19 protein-coding genes are annotated in these 20,441 nt (G+C 66.2%); 10 read left to right on the forward strand and 9 right to left on the reverse strand.

The genetic code is table 11. The features are described from left to right. Positions 1 to 19: 19 nt before the first annotated feature. Positions 20 to 529, forward strand: a complete 510-nt coding sequence (locus AC07VL_RS15740; protein ID WP_494806688.1) for a GAF domain-containing protein — start codon at positions 20 to 22, stop codon at positions 527 to 529. Here the strand turns inward: AC07VL_RS15740 and AC07VL_RS15745 are convergent. After that, positions 516 to 1,130, reverse strand: a complete 615-nt coding sequence (locus AC07VL_RS15745; protein WP_494806689.1) for an O-methyltransferase — start codon at positions 1,128 to 1,130, stop codon at positions 516 to 518. The two genes, AC07VL_RS15740 and AC07VL_RS15745, sit on opposite strands and share 14 nt — an antisense overlap. Before the next feature lie 184 nt (positions 1,131 to 1,314). Between AC07VL_RS15745 and AC07VL_RS15750 the strand changes: the two genes are divergently transcribed. The 3 genes from AC07VL_RS15750 to AC07VL_RS15760 all read left to right on the forward strand — a co-directional run bounded on the left by AC07VL_RS15750 (position 1,315) and on the right by AC07VL_RS15760 (position 2,861). Further along, on the forward strand, positions 1,315 to 2,007 hold the full coding sequence (locus AC07VL_RS15750; protein ID WP_494806690.1) for a glycine zipper 2TM domain-containing protein: 693 nt from the start codon (positions 1,315 to 1,317) through the stop codon (positions 2,005 to 2,007). Positions 2,008 to 2,070: 63 nt separating this feature from the next. Further along, positions 2,071 to 2,292, forward strand: coding sequence for a hypothetical protein (locus tag AC07VL_RS15755; RefSeq protein WP_494806691.1), 222 nt, complete (start codon positions 2,071 to 2,073; stop codon positions 2,290 to 2,292). 122 nt (positions 2,293 to 2,414) lie between these two features. Continuing rightward, the gene (locus AC07VL_RS15760) at positions 2,415 to 2,861 is read left to right on the forward strand and encodes a hypothetical protein (RefSeq protein WP_290603370.1); all 447 of its coding nucleotides are present in this window, start codon (positions 2,415 to 2,417) and stop codon (positions 2,859 to 2,861) included. Positions 2,862 to 2,866: 5 nt separating this feature from the next. Here AC07VL_RS15760 and AC07VL_RS15765 read toward each other — a convergent pair whose 3' ends face one another. Further along, complete coding sequence (locus AC07VL_RS15765) at positions 2,867 to 3,598, reverse strand: response regulator (RefSeq protein ID WP_494806692.1); 732 nt, start codon at positions 3,596 to 3,598, stop codon at positions 2,867 to 2,869. 53 nt (positions 3,599 to 3,651) lie between these two features. Between AC07VL_RS15765 and AC07VL_RS15770 the strand changes: the two genes are divergently transcribed. Beyond that, positions 3,652 to 5,742: an ATP-binding protein gene (locus tag AC07VL_RS15770; RefSeq protein ID WP_494806693.1), complete on the forward strand. Its 2,091-nt coding sequence runs from the start codon at positions 3,652 to 3,654 to the stop codon at positions 5,740 to 5,742. A gap of 2 nt (positions 5,743 to 5,744) precedes the next feature. Here AC07VL_RS15770 and AC07VL_RS15775 read toward each other — a convergent pair whose 3' ends face one another. Beyond that, positions 5,745 to 6,638 carry a DMT family transporter gene (locus AC07VL_RS15775; RefSeq protein ID WP_494806694.1) on the reverse strand — a complete coding sequence of 298 codons (894 nt, stop codon included), beginning with the start codon at positions 6,636 to 6,638 and terminating at the stop codon, positions 5,745 to 5,747. Positions 6,639 to 6,745: 107 nt separating this feature from the next. Here AC07VL_RS15775 and AC07VL_RS15780 point away from each other — a divergent pair, with 107 nt between their 5' ends. Both AC07VL_RS15780 and AC07VL_RS15785 read left to right on the forward strand, forming a co-directional pair. Further along, complete coding sequence (locus tag AC07VL_RS15780) at positions 6,746 to 7,525, forward strand: AraC family transcriptional regulator (protein WP_494806695.1); 780 nt, start codon at positions 6,746 to 6,748, stop codon at positions 7,523 to 7,525. Between the two features lie 80 nt (positions 7,526 to 7,605). Then, entirely contained in the window at positions 7,606 to 10,068 is a 2,463-nt protein-coding gene (locus AC07VL_RS15785; protein WP_494806696.1) for a tetratricopeptide repeat protein, read from the forward strand. Here AC07VL_RS15785 and AC07VL_RS15790 read toward each other — a convergent pair. From AC07VL_RS15790 to AC07VL_RS15805, 4 genes are read right to left on the reverse strand one after another with little or no spacing between them, the layout of a single operon-like run. Then, positions 10,065 to 10,718, reverse strand: a complete 654-nt coding sequence (locus tag AC07VL_RS15790; RefSeq protein ID WP_494806697.1) for an FABP family protein — start codon at positions 10,716 to 10,718, stop codon at positions 10,065 to 10,067. The genes AC07VL_RS15785 and AC07VL_RS15790 overlap by 4 nt on opposite strands. A 56-nt stretch (positions 10,719 to 10,774) precedes the next feature. Beyond that, positions 10,775 to 11,179 (reverse strand): hypothetical protein, encoded by a 405-nt coding sequence (locus AC07VL_RS15795; RefSeq protein WP_494806698.1) that lies wholly within the window; start codon positions 11,177 to 11,179, stop codon positions 10,775 to 10,777. Between the two features lie 2 nt (positions 11,180 to 11,181). Further along, positions 11,182 to 11,985 carry a type I methionyl aminopeptidase gene (gene map, locus AC07VL_RS15800; protein WP_494806699.1) on the reverse strand — a complete coding sequence of 268 codons (804 nt, stop codon included), beginning with the start codon at positions 11,983 to 11,985 and terminating at the stop codon, positions 11,182 to 11,184. Between the two features lie 17 nt (positions 11,986 to 12,002). After that, a complete protein-coding gene (locus AC07VL_RS15805; protein ID WP_494806700.1) occupies positions 12,003 to 12,602 on the reverse strand; it encodes a TetR/AcrR family transcriptional regulator in 600 nt (199 codons plus the stop codon). Positions 12,603 to 12,714: 112 nt separating this feature from the next. On the opposite strand from AC07VL_RS15805, the gene AC07VL_RS15810 reads away from it, so the two are divergent. Together AC07VL_RS15810 and AC07VL_RS15815 are read left to right on the forward strand one after the other, a co-directional pair. Continuing rightward, positions 12,715 to 14,229, forward strand: a complete 1,515-nt coding sequence (locus AC07VL_RS15810; RefSeq protein WP_494806701.1) for an AMP nucleosidase — start codon at positions 12,715 to 12,717, stop codon at positions 14,227 to 14,229. A 59-nt stretch (positions 14,230 to 14,288) separates the two neighbouring features. Further along, positions 14,289 to 14,900 carry a hypothetical protein gene (locus AC07VL_RS15815; RefSeq protein ID WP_494806702.1) on the forward strand — a complete coding sequence of 204 codons (612 nt, stop codon included), beginning with the start codon at positions 14,289 to 14,291 and terminating at the stop codon, positions 14,898 to 14,900. 42 nt (positions 14,901 to 14,942) lie between these two features. Here the strand turns inward: AC07VL_RS15815 and AC07VL_RS15820 are convergent, their stop codons facing one another. Further along, positions 14,943 to 15,413: a cyanophycin metabolism-associated DUF1854 family protein gene (locus AC07VL_RS15820; RefSeq protein WP_494806703.1), complete on the reverse strand. Its 471-nt coding sequence runs from the start codon at positions 15,411 to 15,413 to the stop codon at positions 14,943 to 14,945. A 2-nt stretch (positions 15,414 to 15,415) separates the two neighbouring features. Continuing rightward, complete coding sequence (locus AC07VL_RS15825; protein WP_494806704.1) at positions 15,416 to 17,698, reverse strand: cyanophycin metabolism-associated ABC transporter; 2,283 nt, start codon at positions 17,696 to 17,698, stop codon at positions 15,416 to 15,418. Positions 17,699 to 18,210: 512 nt separating this feature from the next. Between AC07VL_RS15825 and AC07VL_RS15830 the strand changes: the two genes are divergently transcribed. Continuing rightward, positions 18,211 to 20,388 (forward strand): cyanophycin synthetase, encoded by a 2,178-nt coding sequence (locus AC07VL_RS15830; protein ID WP_494806705.1) that lies wholly within the window; start codon positions 18,211 to 18,213, stop codon positions 20,386 to 20,388. The last annotated feature ends 53 nt before the right edge of the window (positions 20,389 to 20,441 follow it).

Raw genomic sequence — 20,441 nt, forward strand, 5'->3', positions numbered from 1 at the left:
CACCCTTACCGCCATGACCATGACGTTTACCATCAGCGACGCCGCCTACGCCACCGACACTCCCGCAGCCAAGCAAGCCATGTACGCGGACCTGCGCTCGCAGCTGCAGGGCCTGCTCGCGGGCGAGAGCGATTTCATCGCCAACACGGCCAATTTCAGTTCACTCGTGTTCAACACCATGCCGGGCCTGAACTGGGCCGGCTTCTATTTCCTCAAGGGCGAGGAACTGGTGCTGGGCCCGTTCCAGGGCAAGCCCGCCTGCATTCGCATCAAGAAGGGCCGCGGCGTGTGCGGCACCACCGTGGTCGAAGGCAAGTCCATCGTCGTGCAGGACGTGCATGCGTTTCCCGGCCATATCGCCTGCGACGTCAACTCGCGCTCGGAACTGGTGGTGCCCGTGTTTGCAGGCGGCCAGATCATCGGCGTGTTCGACCTCGACAGCCCATTGACGGGCCGCTTCGACGATGTCGACGCGCAAGGCGTGGAATCGCTGGTGCGCGTGCTGGAAGCGGCGATCATTGCTGAATAATTAACTGGCTGCCCGCCTTGACGGCGATGAATTCGCCCTTGCCGACCGTCGCCAAACAGGCCGTGTAGCGGTCGTCGGCGCGGATGGCGTCAAGGAAACCCGCCATGTCCGCGTAGTGCGAACTGGCGTTGTCCACCACCAGCACGCCGCCGGGCGCCAGCGCCCGGTCCAGCTGCGGCCACCACGCTGCATATTGCTGGCGCGCCGAATCGAGAAAGATGAAATCGTAGGCGCCGTCAGCCGCATCGCGCAGCACGTCGCCCGCGTCGGCCAGCAACTGGCCCACCACCCCTTGCAATTGCGCCCGCGCAAAGTTGGCATGCGCCATGTCGAACTTGTCCTGCGCCTTTTCCACCGTCACGACGCTGCCGCCCAGCGCCCGCGCCGCGCGCGCCAGCCACAGGGTGGAATAGCCGTTCGAGGTGCCGATTTCCAGCACGCGGCGGGCGCCGCGCGCCTGCACCAGCACGGCCAGCAGCTCGCCCGTGTCGCGCGTGATATTGAGCATGCGGCTGGCGCGCTCCGCATGCGCCGCATCATTGGCCAGGCCGAACGCTTCCAGTTCGTCCAGCAGGGTGTCGATCGAGGGTGTAGCAGGCATGGCGCGCTCCAGGCAGGTAGTTCAACGATAGGCGCAGCATAGCAAACAACGCCGCCCCGGCGCGCCGGCCAGCCCCTGTGCAAGATGTCATTTGACATCTGCGGCGGGCCAGGCGACACATGGCCGCCGCCATGGCGGCGCATGCTGTCGTCATGGCATCCGCCATCTTCGAAAGGGGCTCATCATGAAAACCAGGATCCCATTGCTTGCCGTCTGTCTGGCCGGCGCGTGCGGTGCCGCGCTGGCCGGCGAGTACGGCAACGTCATTGCTTCGACACCCGTCATGGCCCAGGTGCTCGTACCACAACAAGCGTGCCAGAACGTGACGCAGGTCAGCCCGCCGGAAACCAGCGGCGGCGGCGCCGTCGCGGGCGCGCTGATCGGCGGCCTGGCCGGCAATGCCATCGGCGGCGGCGCGGGACGCGCCCTGGCCACGGGCCTGGGCGTGGTGGCCGGCGCCATCACCGGCAACAACATCGAGGCGGCCAATACGCCGCCGCGCCTGATCAGCGGCGTCCTCTGCCAGAACGCCAGCCGCAGCGAGAACCGCGTGATCGGCTACGACGTCACCTATGAATACCAGGGCCAGCGCTACCAGGCCCGCGTACCGCAGGACCCGGGCACGCGCATCGCCGTGAATGTCTCGGCCGCCGACGCCATGCCGGCGCAGGCTGCGCCGCAAGACCAGCCGCTGCTGCCCGCCCTGCCCGTGGCCGTTCCCGCGACCAGCACCGTGTATGTCACCACGCCCGTGCTGGCGCCCGACTTCGGCTGGTACGCGCCGTACGGCTACTACGGCTATGCGGGCTTCGGCCGGCCGGCCATCGCCTTCGCGCCCCATTTCGGCGGCGGCTTCCATCACGGACGCCGCTTCTGACGCTGCCGCGGCCTCGCGTGACCTCACCGTGGCTGGAACGCATGCAAGCATAGGAGAATTACCATGAACCAAGACTTTCACATCAGCAGCACCGGCTCGCACGCCCTGTCTGCGCTCGTCGCCCTCACCGCCACGGCCATCGTGCTGTGGCTGGTCTTCACCGTGGCGGGCGATTACTACGCCGCCGATGAACTGGTCCAGCAGGCCGCCCAGGCCAGCGTCCAGCCGCCGGCCGGCCACGATGCGGCGCCTCGGCCTGACGCCGGCGCCAGCCGCGCGCACTGACGGCGGGGGGCGCCATGTTACAGATGACATATTGGTGCGCCGCCGTTGACATGGCATGGACGGGCTTGCGCGCAAGAATGCTGGCAGCGCGCCCCTTTTCGCGCCATCCACAGGAGAACACGATGCAGCCCAAGCATACTGATGTGCAGCCGACAACATTGCCGCCCGCCTCAGGCGAAGACGAGCAGCAGGTGGCCCAGCTGGTCGGCGCCCTGTATGCGGAGATGCCCGCTTCGGAACAGAGCCGCCTGCTGGCGCGCATGCTCAAGCCGCTGGGACTGCTGTCGCTGGCGGCCGTGGCCAACGGCACCTTTGCCCGGCTGTGGTACCGGGGTGAACACGATAGCGGCCACATCCGGCTGGAAGACGCGCATGACTTGCCTTCGAGCGACATCGTGACCCTCGTCGAATTCGTGCAGCAAGTCAGCGCGGAAACCATCGAAGGCGTGGCCGGCAGCCTGTGCTCCTCGCCCGCGCTGGCCGGTTCCGCGGCGGCGGCCATGCTGGTGCGCGTCCTGCTGCGGCGGCTGCAGGCGCGCCGCGCCACGGCGCCGGCGGGCGCCCATTGAGGTACTCAGTACAGGGTATCGACGTCGCTGGCAAGGCGGTAGCCGGCGCCCCGCTCCGTGAGGATCAGCCGGGGCGCCGTCGCATCGTCTTCCAGCTTGAGCCGCAGGCGGCGGATCTGCACGTCGATGGAGCGGTCGTAGACTTCACCCTCGTGCAGGCGCGACAGCGACAGCAGCTGGTCGCGGCTCAGCACGCGCTGCGGCGCGCGGCACAGGGCGTTCAACAGGCTGAATTCGCCGTTCGACAGTTCCACCACCGTGCCGCCGGGCGCCGTCAGGCGCCGCGTGCGCAGGTTCAGCTCCCAGCCCGCGAAGCGGAAGGCGCGGCGGCTGCCGTCGCGCTCGGGCAAGGTGGCTTGCACCTGGTAGCGGCGCAGCACGGCGCGCACGCGCGCCAGCAATTCGCGCGGGCTGAACGGCTTCGTCACATAGTCGTCGGCGCCCAGTTCCAGGCCCATGACGCGGTCCGCTTCCTCATTGCGCCCCGTCAGCAGTATGATGGGAACGGCGGCCTGCTCGCGCAGCTGGCGCGCCAGCTGCAAGCCGTCCTCGCCGGGCAGCTTCAAGTCCAGCAGCACCAGATCCACCGCATGCTCTTGCAAGGCGGCAAACATCTGGCGCCCCGCATGGACGCAGCTGACGCGCATATCGTTATTGCCCAGGTATTCGGCCACCAGTTCGCAGATGGCGGCGTCGTCGTCGAGCATCAGGATATGGGGAGCGACAGTGTGGTTCATGGGTGGCCATCGTGGTTGACTGCAAGGGTAGGGACGGGGAATGCATGCCTATTATGAGTGATATCGTAGCAGAACCGGTGCCCTTGCTGCGCCGTCCCGTGGTGCTGGTAGCCATCCTTGGCGCCGTGGTGGTGCTTGTCGCCGCGCTGTCGCTGCTGCACCTGCGCCGCGAAGCCATCGACACGCAGGGCCGCGAGCTGCGCCTGCTGTCGCTGGCCCTGACCGCCGAGGTCGGGCGGGGCTTGCAGGGCATCGACGAAGGCTTGCGCGCCATGCAGGTCGAACTGCGCGAAGGCCGCCTGCCCACCTCGGGTCCCCTGGCCGGCCGCATCCTGAAGACGCACGCGGACCTGCTGCCGCTGGTGCAGACCCTGTGGCTGCTCGACGCACAGGGCAAGGTGCTGGCCGCCTCCGAAGCGGCCGCGCCGCCGCCCCTGGCCACGTTTGCGCCCGCCACGGACAGCCTGCAGCCCGGGCAGGTCGCCGTCAGCCGCCCGTTTGCCGCGCCCGCGCCGGCGCACGCCCCGTCGATGGTGGCGCTGGCCATGCGCTATCCGGCCCAGGCGCAGCAGGACGGCGGCTGGATCGTCGCCGCCCTGCCGGCCGACATGCTGCTGGGCGCCTTTTCCGTCGCCACGCCGGCGCCCGATGCGCGCATGGCCGTCTTCCGCAAGGACGGCGTGCGCCTGGCGGGCGCCATCGTGGCCACGCCGCACGCCACCGAGGCGGACCTGGCGCGGCGCCTGGCCGCCATGCGCAGCGCCGCCGTGCGCCATTTCCGCGACGACAGCGAACGCCTGGTGGCCATGCACAGCCTGCAGCAGTTCGGCCTGGACGTGGTGCTCACGCGCGACCTGGGCGTGATGCTCGTGGGCTGGCGCCAGGCCGTGCGCATCGTCCTGCTGGTGGTGGTGTTCCTGCTGCTGGTGATCACGGGCGCGGCGTGGCTGATCGTGCGCGCCAACGGCCGCCGCGCCCTGGCCCAGCAGGCGCTGCAGGCGCAGCAGGCACGCAGCAGCAAGTTCAATTCGCTGGGCGTGCTGGCCGGCGCCGTCGCCCACGATTTCAACAACGTGCTCGCCTCCATCGTCGGCTATGGCGAGATGGCGCAGGATGCGGCCGTGCCGGGCAGCGCGCAGCGGCGCCACCTGGACATGGTGATCAAGGCGGCCCTGCGCGGCAAGACGCTGGTCGAGCGCATCCTCAGCTTCAGCGGCGGCGGCGCGCGCGCCTCCACCCCGTTCGCGCTGGAACCCATCGTCGAGGAAGTGCTGGCCATGCTGCCAGGCGCGCTGCCGGCCGGCATCGAGGTAAAACGCCAGCTGCAGGCGGCCGGCGCGCAGCTCAACGGCGATCCCACGCAAGCGTTCGAGGCCGTCATGAACCTGTGCACGAACGCCATCCAGGCCATGCCGGGCGGTGGCACCCTGACGGTGGACTTGCGCAAGGTGCACATGGTGCAGGCGCGCATCCTGTCGCACAGCCGGCTCGACGCGGGCAGCTACCTGGCGCTGGGCGTGGCCGACGAAGGCGCGGGCATGTCGCCCGGCGTCATGGAGCATCTGTTCGAACCATTCTTTACCACCCGCGCGGCGCAGTCGGGCACTGGCCTGGGACTGGCGGTCGTGCATGGCGTGGTGACGGAATTTGGCGGCGCCATCGATGTCACCAGCCAGCCCGGGCGCGGCGCGCTGTTTACCCTGTATTTCCCGGAATACGCGGGCGCCGCCGCGCAGCCTTCCGCGGCGGAAGCGCCGCCCGGTGCCGGCCAGGCCGTCATGGTCATCGACGACGATGCCGACCTGGTGGCCATGCTGTTGGAAATGCTGGCCGACCTGGGCTATGCCCCCGTCGGCTACACGGACCCGCAAGCGGCCCTGCAGGCGCTGCTGGCGGCGCCGCAACAGTATGCGCTGGTCATAACGGACGAAGTCATGCCCGGCATGAGCGGCACCATGCTGGCGCAGACCCTGTCAAGCCGGCACCCCGGCCTGCCGCTAATACTGCTGAGCGGTTACGGCGGCCCGCTGATGGCGGCCAAGGCCGTCACGGCCGGCGTGTCGCACGTCCTGCTCAAGCCCGTGCGGCGCGAGGAGCTGGCGCATGCCTTGCAAACATTGATACCACGCAAACCTACGGCCTGAACTCAGGCTGCGGCACGGCGGCGCAGGGGGCGCTTCAGGGTTTGCACCATCACCACGCCCAGCAGGGTCACGCCGCCGCCGATCACGTCATAGCCATGCAGGGTTTCGCCGAGGAAGAGCATGGCGATGATGACGGTGAACACGGGCAATAAATTCATCAGGGTCGTCGCGCGGCTGGGGCCCAGCTTGGCCAGGCCGTGCATCCACAGGAACGGCGCGATGACGGAGGCGGGGATGCCGGCAAACAGCACCAGCGGCAGGCCGGCGCTGGTGACGGGCGGCGCGGACTGGCTCAGGTAATACACGAACAGCACGGGCACGGCGCACCAGACCTGGATCAGCAGGGAGTGCCAGTTATCCAGGGGAATCTTCCAGCGCTTGAGCAGCACGCCGTAGCCCGCATACGACAGGCAGGCCAGCAGCATGAGGCCATCGCCGACGGCCGCCCCATGGGCGATCAGGGCGGCGGGCTCGCCATGGCTGAGCAGGTAGCCGAGTCCCAGCAGCGACACGAGGCCGCCGAAGACGCCGCCCACGGTGGCCGCCTCGCCCAGCAGCAGCACGGACAGGCCGACGGCCAGCAACGGCATCAGGGAAGCGAGGATGCCCATGTTGGTGGCCGTCGTCGTCTGCGCGGCGATATAGGCAAGGCACTGGTACATGACCATGCCCAGCATGCCCAGCACAAACAGTTTCCCCATATACGGTTTCACCACGGCCCGCTGCTTCCACACGGGGCGGGCAAACACGAGCGCCAGCAGCACGCCGGCCAGCAGCCAGCGGTAGAAGGAGATGGCGGCCGGGTCGATCACGCCCACGGCCAGCTTGCTGACGATGGTGTTGATGGCCCAGATCAGCACGGCGATCACGGGAAACAGATAATGCTTGGCTTTCATGCAAGGACTCCACGATTCAATGAGCGCCATTTTCGCATGGTCCGATTCCATGGATATAATGAATACCGGACAAACGATGCGAAGAACCGGACAAAACAGGAGGCACCATGGCCAGCAACCAGCATTTCCCCGCCGTTTCCGACGCCCTGCCCTATCCCGTGTACTTTCGCCTCGACGATTATCACGCGCACCAGCAGTTCGATTACCAGAGCCATCCCTGGGGCCAGCTCACGTATTGCTCCACGGGCGTGATGGAAATCATGGTGGCGGGCCAGCGCTACCTGTCGCCGCCCCAGTATGCCGTGTGGATACCGCCCGAGACCTTGCATGACGGCTACATCCGCCAGGACGTGACCTTCCACTCGGCGTATATCGACGCCAGCCTGTGCGCCCGGCTGCCGGCCCGGCCGTGCGCGCTGGTGCTCAGTCCCTTGCTGAAAGCCATCCTCGGCGACTTCGCCGAAAGAAACGTCACCACGCCCGCCAGCGCCGCCGACCGGCACCTGGCGCAGGTGCTGGTCGACCAACTGGAGCTGGCGCCGTGCAGCCGCAACTACCTGCCCGGCAGCGACGAGCCCGTCATCGCGGCCCTGCTGGCCGCCCTGCAGGCCGAGCCGGGCAGTAACCGCTCACTGGCGGACTGGGCCGCACAATTGCATGTGACCGAGCGCACCCTGGCGCGCCGCTGCCAGCGCGAACTGGGCATGCCCTTCGGCGAATGGCGCCAGCGCCAGCGTTTCCTGGCCGCCCTGCCGCTGCTGGAACGGGGCGACACGGTGCAGGCGATCGCGCTGGAACTGGGCTACAGCACGGCCTCCGCCTTCATCGCCATGTTCCGCCGCCAGGGCGGCGGCACGCCCGACCAGTTCCGCCGCGGCATGCGCTGAAAAAGGGGCCCAGGGGTAGCCGCCTTGTCATATGGGGATGCTAAAATTCAAACATCTTTCCAGAGAGCAAAAGGACGCGCATGAATGCCAGCACTGAAACGGCCCGTGAAACCCCAGGCAGCGAGGATGCGCCTCCGGTAGCAGAGACGGCCGTGGCGGCGCCGGCGCCCATCCGCCTGGAGAAAGCGGACGCGCCCACGGTGCTGGGCAAGCTGCGCACCCTGGTGCAGGACAAGACACGCTTCGAGCCGCACGACATCACGCCGCTGGCCGAGGAAGACGTACTGCAGGAATTCTCGCTGCAAGCCAACTACGCGCTGGAAGCGCGCTTCGAGCAGCGCGTCATCAACGGCTACTTCACCCCGTCGGGCGGCGACTGCCGCTGCGGCGCGCATGAAGTGGGAGCGCTCGCTCACGCGCAGGAAAAGGAGCGCCTGCGCCGCGCGGCGGCCAAGCTGGACAATACCTTGCGCCAGCCGGGCCAGGCCTACAACGGCGTCGCGGCGGGCGTCTACCTGCCGCACACCGTCAAGCACTGGCACCTGGACACCTGCAGCAACTGCCATGGCAAGGGCCGCATCGGCTGCCATACCTGCCACGGCGCGACGACGGAAACGTGCTGGAGCTGCCACGGCGGGCGCACCGTCAGCTGCGACGCCTATGGCTGCTACGGCAGCGGCAAGGTGTCGTGTTCGTATTGCAGCGGCAGCGGCACGGTGGCCGAGCAAGTCACCGATTACGTGACGGTGCAAGTGCCCACTACCACCTACAGCAACGGCAGCTCGCACACCAGCTACCACAGCGAGACGCGCACGCAATACCGCACCGAACACCGCAATTGCTACCATTGCAGTTTCGGCAAGGTCACGTGCAACACCTGCCACGGCTCCGGCAACATCAATTGCGGCACCTGCCGCGCCAGCGGCAGCATCACGTGCCGCACCTGCAGCGGCGTCGGCGATCTGCTCTGCAACCCCTGCGACGGTTCCGGCAAGGTGGGCAAGGCGGCGTGGATCGACGTGCACGTGGCGCCCGGCTACAGCGTCAGCTTGCCCAAGCAGGCGCCCGACGACGCGCGCCGCATCCGCGACAAGGAGAGCGTGCACTCACTGGCGGCGATTGCCAGCAGCCTCGCCCTGGCGAAAGTGAGCATTTACAATGAGGACCAGCCGCAGGAAGTCGACGCCCTGTATGCGGCCAAGCTACGCATCGTGCGCCTGGACGCCGCGTGCAACGGCGAAAAGCACCAGCTGGTGGCGTACGGCACGGACCTGCGCTGGCTGACCCTGGACGACATCGTGGAAAAGCTGCTGCGCGGCGACCTCAAGGCCCTCAGCGACGCGCTGGCCGGCAGCGCCGACGACGGCCTGTTCTCGGCCCACGTGCAAGGCTTGCTCACGCCGCTGCGCGACGTGGCCGCCTCGGAACTGAATGCGGACGTGATCGAAGCGGTGCTCAGCGGCGAAGCGGACCACGCCCACGTCGACGTCGTCTCCGCCGACTATGCCCAGAATGTACGCACCTGCGTGCTGGGCGCCCTGCGCCAGGTCTACACGCGGCTGGCCAAGCAATTCTGGTGGAAGGGCGCACTGGCGGCCCTGGCCGCCGCCATCGTCACCTGGTTCTTCGCCGGGCGCGGCATGGCGGCGCTGGCCGGCCTGCTCGTCACGGGTGCCGGCTACTGGCTGTTCAACCGCAGGGTGAAAGCCGTGCTCAGTGAAGCGCTGGGCGGCGAGCAGCAGGCGCTGCGCGCCATGCAGATCGCCGGCAAGGGCCGCCGCAACCAGCTGGCCCAGGTGCTGATACTCGCCCCGGCCAGCCTGGCCGTGCTGGCCGCCAGCTATGCCTTGCCCATGCGCGTGCGCGCCCCTGCCCCGCCACAGCAGGCGGCCATGGCCTCGGTGCCGGTGGCGCCCCATGCGCCGGCCGCCGTGCCGCAGGATGCGAGCAGCGCCAACGCCGTCAAGCTGTATGAAAACGGCGACAAGGTGCAGGCGCTGGCCATGCTGGAAAGCCTGGTCGGCAAGGGCGACGCGGGCGCATATGGCCTGTATGGCTGGATGCTGCTGATGGGCGAAGGCCAGGGCGGCCCCGTCACGGCGCCGACGGCGCAGCAGCGCGAAGCGCGCCAGGTGGCGGCCAAGCCCCTGATCGGCAAGGGGCTCGTCAAGGGCGACAGCTACGCGCTGGCGGCGAAGGGCGTGATGCTGGCCGAAGGCTGGCAGGAGCCGCGCAACATGGCGCGCGGCCTGGACCTGCTGAAACAGGCGGCCGGCAAGGGCAATGCACAGGCCATGCATCTGCTGGGCCTGTACAACGTGCGCGGCTACCAGATGCCCGTCAACCACAAGGAAGCGCGCAAATGGTTCACCCTGGCCGCCGACAAGGGCAGCGCGGGCGACATCTACAACCTGGGACTGATGGACTGGGAAGGCGCGGGATTAAAACGCCCGGACCGCGCCAGCGCCATGCAGCGCTGGAAGATCGCCGCCGCCATGGGCGAGGAGCGCGCGATCAAGGCCGTGGCCCAGGGCAAGCCTTAAGCTGCTGCGGCGGCGGCCAGTGCCTGCAAGGCCATCGGGTTCGGCGTCGGCTCGCCGATTTTCGTCAGCAGGTTGCGGTCCGTGTGGTGGAACGGCTCGTCCTTGCCCCGAATGAGCATGACCGTGTCCTCGTCGTAGCCCCAGGTGCCGTCCGCGTGGATGTCGACCTTGATGCGGTATTCGACGGTGGTGAACGCGTGTTCGAGGAAGGGGTTCGAGCAGATGCCGTAGGCCGTCGACTCGCGCCTGGCCACCAGTTCGAAGCTGGTGGCGTCCGCCGTCGTCGTGCCCGAGGCCATGGCGATCTGGCCGCGCGGGATAGCCAGGGTCTGGATCACGGCGCCCGTGGCCGGCTCCCACAGCCAGTAGCCCACCTGTTCATGATACGTTTTGACCTGGTCCGGCTTGGTGATGTGGATGTAATAGCGCAGGCCGTAGAACAGCTGCGGGCCGTTGGTGACGGGGTCGATCGGCTGCAGTTCGATGCGCTCGACGAAGGCCTGCTTGCGCGGGCCGTCCGCCTTCGGCTTGACGTCCAGGCCGCGCGTGCCCGTCCAGACGCCGGCCATGCCGGTCAAGGGGCCCAGGTTGTTCAGGGTGTGCACGTCGGCGGACGGCTCGGTGTAGATATCTTCGGGAAAATCGCTCATGCGGAAGTCTTCAAAATGGGGCAACAGTGCTTGCCGCCATTGTAAGACCCAGGCCGCTACCGTGGAAAGAGCGCGATATGGCGTTCGATGAACACGACCGATGCCCGGGCCAGCGCGGGGCGCTGCGCGGCGAACTGCGCCGCGTCGCGCGCCTGCAGCAAATTGCCCGCCACTTCCGGCAGGTTCAGCTGGCCGGCGATCAGCGCCGCCACCGCATCGATATTCGCGTACAGGGCACTGTCGAAGCCCTCCCACTCCACGTAGGCCAGCCACTCGGCCAGCATCACCATGGCGGCGACGGGCGGCGACAGGGCCGCGATGCGCTCCGCGCGCAGCACGCTGTCGTCGCGGATGCCTTCCTGCTGCAGGACGGCCAGCGCCACCTGCTGCAGCGCGTCCTCCGGCGCGTGGCGGTGCCTGTCCAGCAGGCGCCGCGTCAGGCTGGCACTGGCCGCCTCCATGGTCAGACCAGCGGGTCCGGCAAGCCGCTCAGGGTGAAGATTTCAAAGCCCGTTTCCGTCACGGCCAGCGAGTGCTCGAACTGCGCCGACAGCGAACGGTCCTTCGTCACCGTCGTCCATTTGTCCGGCAAGACCTTAACCTGGTAGCTGCCCACGTTGAGCATCGGCTCAATCGTGAAGATCATGCCCGGTTCGAGCACGATGCCCGTGCCGGCGCGGCCATAGTGCAGCACTTGCGGTGTGTCGTGGAAGACCTGGCCCACGCCATGGCCGCAGAAGTCGCGCACGGACGAAAAGCCCTGCGCCTTGGCCACCGCCTCGATGGCGGCACCCACGTCGCCCAGGGTCGCGCCCGGACGCACGGTGTGGATGCCGGCCATCATGGCGTCGTACGCCGTGTTGACGAGGCGGTTGGCCAGGATGGAGACGGCGCCCACCTTGAAGGTGCGGCTGGTGTCGCCGAACCAGCCGTTGAACTTCGGCGTCACGTCGATGTTCAGGATGTCGCCCACCTTCAGGATCTTGGTGTCCGACGGGATGCCGTGCGTGACCACGTGGTTGACGGAGATGCAGCTGGCGTGCTTGTAGCCGTGGTAGTCGATGGTGCCTGGGATGGCGCCGGCGGCGCGCATGAATTCTTCGCACAGGGCGTCGAGCTTGGCCGTCGAGACGCCCGGCTTGACGAAAGGCGTGATGTAGTCGAGCGTGTCGGCGGCGATGCGGCCGGCCGCGCGCATGCCGATGAAGCCTTCTTCATCGTGCAGGGGGATTTTCTTGCCGTGTTCAAGCTGGGTGGAATAGCGCATGGGGATTCTTTTCTTTGTCAATGTGGGGTGGTATGGGCGGCCCAGCCGCGCACGGCATCGTGCGAGGCGCGCAGCATGGCGTCGACGCTGGCCGGTATCGGCCGCTCCTGCGTCAGGTAAGGCTTGACGACGGCCACGGGAGCGTCGATCAGCACGAATTTGAGCAGCATGTGATCCAGGCCCAGCTCCGTGGTGGACGGCATGGCTTCGGCGCAGCGGGCGAAGCAGGCATCGAGCGCCGCCTGTTCCTCTTCCACGGCGGCGGCCAGCTCCTCGCTGATGCCACCGTTGAAGTCAGGACTGTCCGCGCATTGCAGCAGGAAGCGCGCGTACACGGGCTTGCGCCGGCACCAGTCCAGCAAGCCGTGCACGCCGGCCCAGGTGTCGCCGCCCAGCCAGCGGCTGGCCACTTCCTCGCGGAAGTCGCTTTTCACGCGCAGCCAGGCGCGCGCCAGGATGGCATTGCGCGAATCGAAGCGGTGATACACGGAACCGATGGGCGCCCCGGCCTTGACGGCGATGGCGGCCATCGACACTGCAGCCACGCCGCACTGGGCGGCGACGGCGATCGCGCTGTCGATGAAGTTGTTTTCGTTGAATTTAGCAAGTCTGACCATTCAAATAGAATACAGATTCTATTTGAATCCGTCAAGCGCCCCCAGATGCGCCGACAAGAGTTGCCCCGCTGCCTTACAATGGTATGCACGAACCGCTACAAGGAGAATCCGCTTGCTTACGCCCCCCTTCATCGCCTCCTCCCGCTTCGACGATCCACGCCTGGCGTTGGAACAGGTGCAAGCCATCTACCGCAGCAGCATCGAACACTTGCGCGATGCGCTACAGCGCTTTGTCGCCGGCGAAGACATGCACGAGCGCGTGCGCGCCTGCTACCCCTTCGTGCGCATCCAGACGGACACCGTGGCGCGCGCCGACTCGCCGCTGGCCTACGGCTTCGTCGCCGGCCCCGGCGTGTTCGAAACCACGCTGACGCGCCCCGACCTGTTTGGCGACTACTACCTCGACCAGTTCACCCTGCTGCTGAAAAACCATAACCGGGGCCAGAAGGTGCTGCTGGAAGTGGGCGTCAGCGCGCAGCCGATTCCCGTGCATTTCTCGTTCGCCGAGCATGACCATATCGAAGGCAATATGGACGCGGGCCGCCGCCTGGCCATGCGCGACCTGTTCGACCTGCCCGACCTGTCGGCCATGGACGACGGCATCGCCAACGGCACGCACGAACCGGCGCACGGCGAAGCGCAGCCGCTGGCCCTGTTCACGGGCCCGCGCGTGGACTACTCGCTGCAGCGCCTGCGCCACTACAGCGGCACCTCGCCGCAACACTTCCAGAACTTCGTCCTGTTTACCAATTACCAGTTCTACATCGACGAATTCATCCGCCTGGGCCACGCCATGATGGACCGCGCGCCCGACGCCGCCGCGCCATCAGACGACGACGGCTACGTCGCCTTTGTCGAACCGGGCAACGTCGTCACGCGCCGGGTTGGCCAGACGGTGGAAAGCGAGGATGCGCTGGGCGCCGCGCCGCCGCGCCTGCCGCAGATGCCCGCCTACCACCTGCTGCGCGCCGACGGCAGCGGCATCACCATGGTCAATATCGGCGTGGGACCGGCCAACGCCAAGACCATCACCGACCATATCGCCGTGCTGCGCCCGCACGCCTGGCTGATGCTGGGCCACTGCGCGGGCCTGCGCACCACGCAAAGCCTGGGCGACTACGTGCTGGCGCATGCCTATGTGCGCGAAGACCACGTGCTCGACGAAGACTTGCCCCTGTGGGTGCCGATCCCGCCGCTGGCGGAAATCCAGCAGGCGCTGCAAACGGCGGTGGCGGAAATCACCCAGCTGACGGGGCATGATTTGAAACACATCATGCGCACGGGGACGGTGGCCAGCACGGACAACCGCAACTGGGAACTGCTGCCGCAGCGCACGCCGGAGCGCCGCTTCAGCCAGAGCCGCGCCATCGCCCTGGACATGGAAAGCGCGACGATCGCCGCCAACGGCTTCCGCTTCCGCGTGCCGTACGGCACCCTGCTGTGCGTCAGCGACAAGCCGCTGCACGGCGAGATCAAGCTGCCCGGCATGGCCAACCACTTCTACCGCGAAAGAGTCGACCAGCACCTGCGCATCGGCATCCGCGCCGTGGAACTGCTGCGTCGCCAGGGCGTGGACCGCTTGCACAGCCGGAAATTGCGCAGCTTTGCGGAAGTAGCGTTTCAGTAAGCCGACGTTATCGCTGGGTGGATCAGCCCATCCACCCGGCACTCAAAAAAAGGACATCCATGCATTTTGTTCGATGGTGCGCGCTTGCCGCGCCACTTTTCCTGTCGGCGCCCGCGCTGTCGGCAATGCTCGTCACACCCAGGCAGGTCAGCATGCACCCGATCATCGAGCGCGCCGAAGCGGGCTTTGACGTATGCGGCATCAAGCTGACCGCGACGGTGATGACCGGGGAAAATCTGGAAAGACACGAGTTCCTGCTGCTCACTTCAACGTCGACATTGCGGGGCAGTGTCAAGGCGGGAAGGAACAGCCTACCAATCAGCCAGCTCGATGTGCGGCCAATACAACTCCAGCCGAAACTGCCGGGCCCCACGGGATTCTGGCTGGCTGCCACCGACCAGGGCAAGGCCATGCGCACGCAGGCAACGCAGACCGACGAGCCTGGCTACCTGACCGGCGCCGTACCCCTGCCTGCCGCCATCGAGCAACTGGAGCACTTTGTCGCCGGTAAAAAAATGCAATTCGGCATCGAATATGCGGCCGACCAGCCCCAGTATGCCATCAGTTTTTCGGACAAGCTGCCGCTGCCTGCACGCACCGATTTATTAGCATGCTTGCAAGGGCAACTTGAGACGATGCGCGAAAAACACACAGATATGCTGCAACAATGAAAAACGGCGCCGTGAAGGCGCCGTTCTTCATTGTTGCATCGCTTACAGGAAGCGGTCGAGTATCTTCCTCGTCGTCTTGTCGATATTGAACATGTCGCGGATCAGGAAATGGATGCCGTGGTTGTCGGCGATCAAGAGCGACGCTGCGCCGATGCGGCGGATGTCTTCCTCGCCCTTCAGCACGAACTGCGTTTCGCCGCGGTCCGTATCAACGTACCAGGTGCATGGCGTGGCGAAGCTGGAAACGCTTTTCACGCGCGCGATTTCGGGCATGAATTCGCGCCCTTCCAGCTCTTCCTGCAGCAGGCTGCGCGCCGGCTCCGGCAAGGCGTCGACGTGGTCGATCCACGCCACTTCCTTGCCATTGCCCAGCACCAGCGAAATGCCTTCGTTGGGCGACTGGATGGGAAAGGCGCGCACGGGCGCAACGCCTTCAAACACCTGGCCGTCCACGTCCGTCATCACCAGCTTGCCGAAGGGGTCGCGGTGTAAAGTAAAAGTTGTGCTGGCCATGCTTATTCCTTGTCATCCAGGGCGAGTTCGTTGTTGCGCGCCTGTGCTTCGTAGAGGCGGAAATAGGCGCCCTCTTTCGCCATCAGTTCATCGTGGCTGCCCACTTCGACGACCTGGCCGCGGTCCAGCACCACCAGCCGGTCGGCGCGGTGCAGGGTCGACAGCCGGTGCGCGATGGCGATCGTCGTGCGGCCCTGCACCAGGTTGTCGAGCGCCTTCTGGATCTCTTTTTCCGTTTCCGAGTCCACCGACGATGTCGCTTCATCCATGATCAGGATGCGCGGGTCGATCAGCAGGGCGCGGGCGATCGAGATGCGCTGGCGTTCGCCGCCGGACAAGCCCTGGCCACGCTCGCCCACCATCGAATCGTAGCCTTGCGGCAGGCGCAGGATGAATTCATGCGCATGCGCGGCGCGCGCGGCGGCGATGATTTCCTGGCGCGTCGCGTGCGGCTTGCCGTAGGCGATATTTTCCGCGATGGTGCCGAAGAACAGGAACGGCTCCTGCAGCACCAGGCCGATGTTGCGGCGGTAGTCGGACACGGCGAACGAGCGGATGTCGACGCCATCGAGCAGGATCGCCCCTTCCGAGACGTCGTAGAAACGGCAGATCAGGTTGACCAGCGTGCTCTTGCCCGAACCGCTGTGGCCCACCAGGCCGATCATCTCGCCCGCCTTGATGTTCAGGGTAATGCCGCGGTTGACGGCCCGGTTGCCATAGCGGAAACCGACTTCGCGCAGGTCGATGCGGCCTTCGACCTTCTCCAGTTTGACGGGTTGCGCCGGCTCCGGCACGCTCGACACGTGATCGAGGATATCGAAAATGCGCTTGGCGGCGGAGGCCGACTTCTGCGTCACGGAGACGATGCGGCTCATCGAATCGAGACGGCCATAGAAACGCGTGCTGTAGGCGATGAAGGCGGTCAGCACGCCGACGGTGATTTCGCCGCGCGACAGTTGCCAGATGCCGAAGCACCAGATGACCAATAAACCCATCTCCGTCAGGAACGACACGGTGGGCGAGAACAGCGACCAGACCTTGTTCAACTTGTCGTTGACGGCCAGGTTGTGCGCGTTGGCGTCGCGGAAGCGGGCCGCTTCGCGTTTTTCCTGCGCAAACGCCTTGACCACGCGGATGCCGGGAATGGTATCGGCCAGCACGTTGGTCACTTCGCTCCACACGCGGTCGATCTTTTCAAAGCCCGTGCGCAAACGGTCGCGCACCAGGTGGATCATCCAGGCGATGAAGGGCAGCGGCGCCAGGGTCATGATGGCCAGCCACGGGTTCATCGACCACAAAATGACGCCCGTCATGATGATCATCAGCACGTCGGAGGCGAAATCGAGCAAATGCAGCGAGAGGAAGACGCAGATGCGGTCGCTGCCGCTGCCGATGCGCGCCATCAGGTCGCCCGTGCGCTTGCCGCCGAAAAATTCCAGCGACAGTTTCATCAGGTGTTCATACGTGGCCGAACGCAGGTCGGCGCCCATGCGCTCGGACACCAGGGCCAGCACATAGGTCTTGCCCCAGCCCAGCAGCCAGGCCAGCAGGGCCGAACCGAGCAGGCCGCTCATGTAATACACCACCAGCCACGGGTCGATATGCTTGCCGTTTTGATACGGAATCAGCACATTGTCCATCAGCGGCGCCGTCAGGTACGGGGGAATCATGTGCGCGGCGGTGCTCAGCAGCATCAGCAGGAAGCCCAGGGCCAGCTGGCCGCGGTAGGGGTGGGCGAAGCGCCACAGGCGGAACAGGGTCCAGGTCGATGGCGGCGTATGCAGCACCTTGGCGCAGATCGGGCATTCTTCCTGCTCCGGCTCCAGTGGCGCCTTGCAGCTGGGGCACACTTCCTGCTCCGCTTCCAGCACGGGCTGGCCCGTCAGGTGGCTGTCGAGGCGCTCGACGAACTGCTCCAGCACGCGGATGGCATGCAGATTCTGGCCCAGGGTGAAGCGCCATGAGGCCAGGCGGCCGTGGTCATCGAACAGTTCCAGGTGGCCCACGCCGGCGTGGTCGTGGTGCGTGAGGCGCAGTCCGGGGCGGAAGGACCAGCTTTTCCACGCGCTTTCGCCCGGCGAACGGGCCAGCAAACGCTTCTCGGTGACAACTATTATGCCTTTTGTGAAACGTAATCGCGCATCGAGGTCAACCTCAACGCTACTTAAAACGTTCTCCCCTGGAGAAAGGTTCTTTTCCACTTCCGCCAGCCAGGTTTCTGGCACGGTCGCCGGCAGGGAAGCGAGGGGGATAGTTGTTGCAGGAACACTCAGTTCAGTTGTCATCGTAAAGCATACTCCGGCTCGAGGCCAAGCCCTTCAAAGGGCGGGATTTGGGGGATGGGGCAAGTGCCCGATCAAGGTTTGTGTACTGCGCGATGGCGGGGTGGATGCACCACTGGCAATTTCCTGTATTGTATCGAATGGATGCATCCCGGTAAGGAATGGATGGCAAAACGGCGCAAAAAAACGCCCGATAGTCGCAGCAAGTGCCAGGCAGGCGCGGCGCTTTTGCAACGCGGCGCAAGCGCTGGAGTATACAACAGCTCGCCGTAACGCAAATGTCTCTCCCCAGCCACGGAGATGGTGTTTTTTTAGTAAGAATGGCAACATTTAGTAACAATTGGGATGACAACACCAGCAGAATACGAGAAGCAAACGCGACAAGAGGCCGCTAAAAGTGGCACACTGCGCATACCCGGGATAAAGAACCAAGCACGAGCCTGAAAAGACTCTGTAAAGCCAACATAAAGTATCTGGCGCCCAGACGCCTGGCTTGTTATCAAGAAACCACTTACATGATCAAGAAGAAGAACATCGAATTCGTCCGCGTCACCCACTTGCGCGGCCCCAACATCTGGACTTACCGCCCGGTGATTGAAGCCTGGGTCGACATCGGCGAACTGGAAGATTACCCATCGAACACCCTGCCCGGCCTGTACGAGCGCCTGGTGGCGTGGCTGCCCGGCATGATCGAGCACCGCTGCGGCGTGGGCGAACGGGGCGGCTTTTTCGAGCGCCTGCGCGAAGGCACGTGGTCTGCCCACATCCTCGAGCACGTGGTGCTGGAGCTGCAAAACCTGGCCGGCATGCGCACGGGCTTCGGCCAGACGCGCTCGACCAGCCAGCGCGGCGTCTACAAGATGGCCTTCCGCACGCGCGAAGAGCACGTGGGCCGCGCCGCCCTGGCCGCTGCGCGCGAACTGCTGATGGCCGCCATCAACGATGAAGCATACGACCTGGAAGCGGCCCTGGCGCCGCTGCGCGACATGGTCGATTCGCGCTGCCTGGGTCCGAGCACGGCCAGCATCGTCGATGCCGCCACCGAGCGCCGCATCCCTTCCCTGCGCCTGAACGACGGCAACCTGGTGCAACTGGGCCACGGCGCCGCGCAGCGCCGCATCTGGACGGCCGAAACGGACCGCACCAGCGCCATTGCCGAAGGCATCGCCAGCGACAAGGACCTCACCAAATTCCTGCTCAAGTCCTGCGGCGTGCGCGTGCCCGAGGGCAGCCTGGTGCGCAGCGCCGAAGCGGCCTGGGAAGAAGCGCAGGACATCGGCGTGCCCGTCGTCGTCAAGCCATATGACGGCAACCATGGCCGCGGCGTCTCGCTGAACCTGATGACCGAAAGCGACGTGAAGGCGGCCTACGAACTGGCCGCGCGCAAGGGCGACAGCTCGGCCGTGCTGGTGGAAAGCTTCATCACGGGCGACGAACACCGCCTGCTCGTCGTCGGCAACAAGCTGATCGCGGCCGCCAAGGGCGAATCCCTGTGGGTCGATGGCGACGGCACCTCCAGCGTGCTGGAACTGGTGAACACGCAGATCAATACCGACCCGCGCCGCGGCGAAGGCGAAGACTTCCCCTTGGGTACCGTCAAGCCGCACGAATCGGGCGAGATCATCCTCGAACTGCAGCGCCAGGGCATGACCGCCCTGTCCGTGCCGCAGGCGGGCCAGAAAGTGCTGATCCAGCCGAACGGCAACGTGGCCATCGACGTCACGGACGAGGTGCACCCGTCCGTCGTGCACGCGGCCCTGCTGGCCGCCCGCGTCGTGGGCCTCGATATCGCCGGCATCGACCTGGTGACGAAGGATATTACCCGTCCGCTGGAAGAACAGCGCGGCGCCATCATCGAAGTCAATGCCAGCCCTGGCCTGCTGGCGCACATCAAGCCGGGCGTGGGCCAGCCCCGCCCTGTCGGCGCGGCCATCGTCGACCACCTGTTCGCGGCCGAGGAAACAGGCCGCATCCCGCTAATCGGCGTGACGGGCACGCGCGGCACCAGCCTGATCGTGCGCATGCTGTGCAAACTCCTGAACCTGTCCGGCCTGCACACGGGCGCCGTCTGCAGCGAAGGCATGTACCTGGACCAGCGCCGCGTCGTCAGCAGCGACTGCGTGAACTGGGACGCGGGCCAGCGTTTGCTGCTCAACCGCACCGTGCAGACGGCGCTGTTCGAGAGCAACCCGCGCATGATCCTGGCCGAAGGCCTGGCCTACGACAAATGCCAGGTCGGCATCGTCACGGACATGGGCAGTGTAGAGAGCGTGAAGGATTTCGACGTGCTCGACGACGCCGGCCTGTACAAGGTCGTGCGCAGCCAGGTCGACGTGGTCGTGCCGAGCGGCGTGGCCGTGCTCAATGCCGCCCACCCGCAAGTGCTGGAACTGGCCGAGCTGTGCGACGGCACGGTGACCCTGTACGCCCAGGATGGCAGCCTGCCCGCCATCGCGGCGCAGCTGGCGAAAGGCCAGCGCGCCGCCTTCGTGCGCGGCAACCACATCGTGCTGGCCGAAGGCGGCATCGAAACGGTCCTGCTGTGCCTGGACCTGCTGAAACCGGCCACGGCCGGCAATGTCGACAGCGTGCTGGCCGTGGCCGCCGCCGCCTGGGCCCTGAACCTGCCCGTCGACCTGATTTGCGCCGGCCTGCGCACCTTCGACGCGGCCCCCGGCTGCATCGGGAACTGAAAACCAGAGACGTCAAACCAAACCTACTGCGCGTCGCGATTTGCGGCCTCCGA

This window comes from Janthinobacterium sp. GW821-FHT03C08 (genome assembly GCF_059420905.1).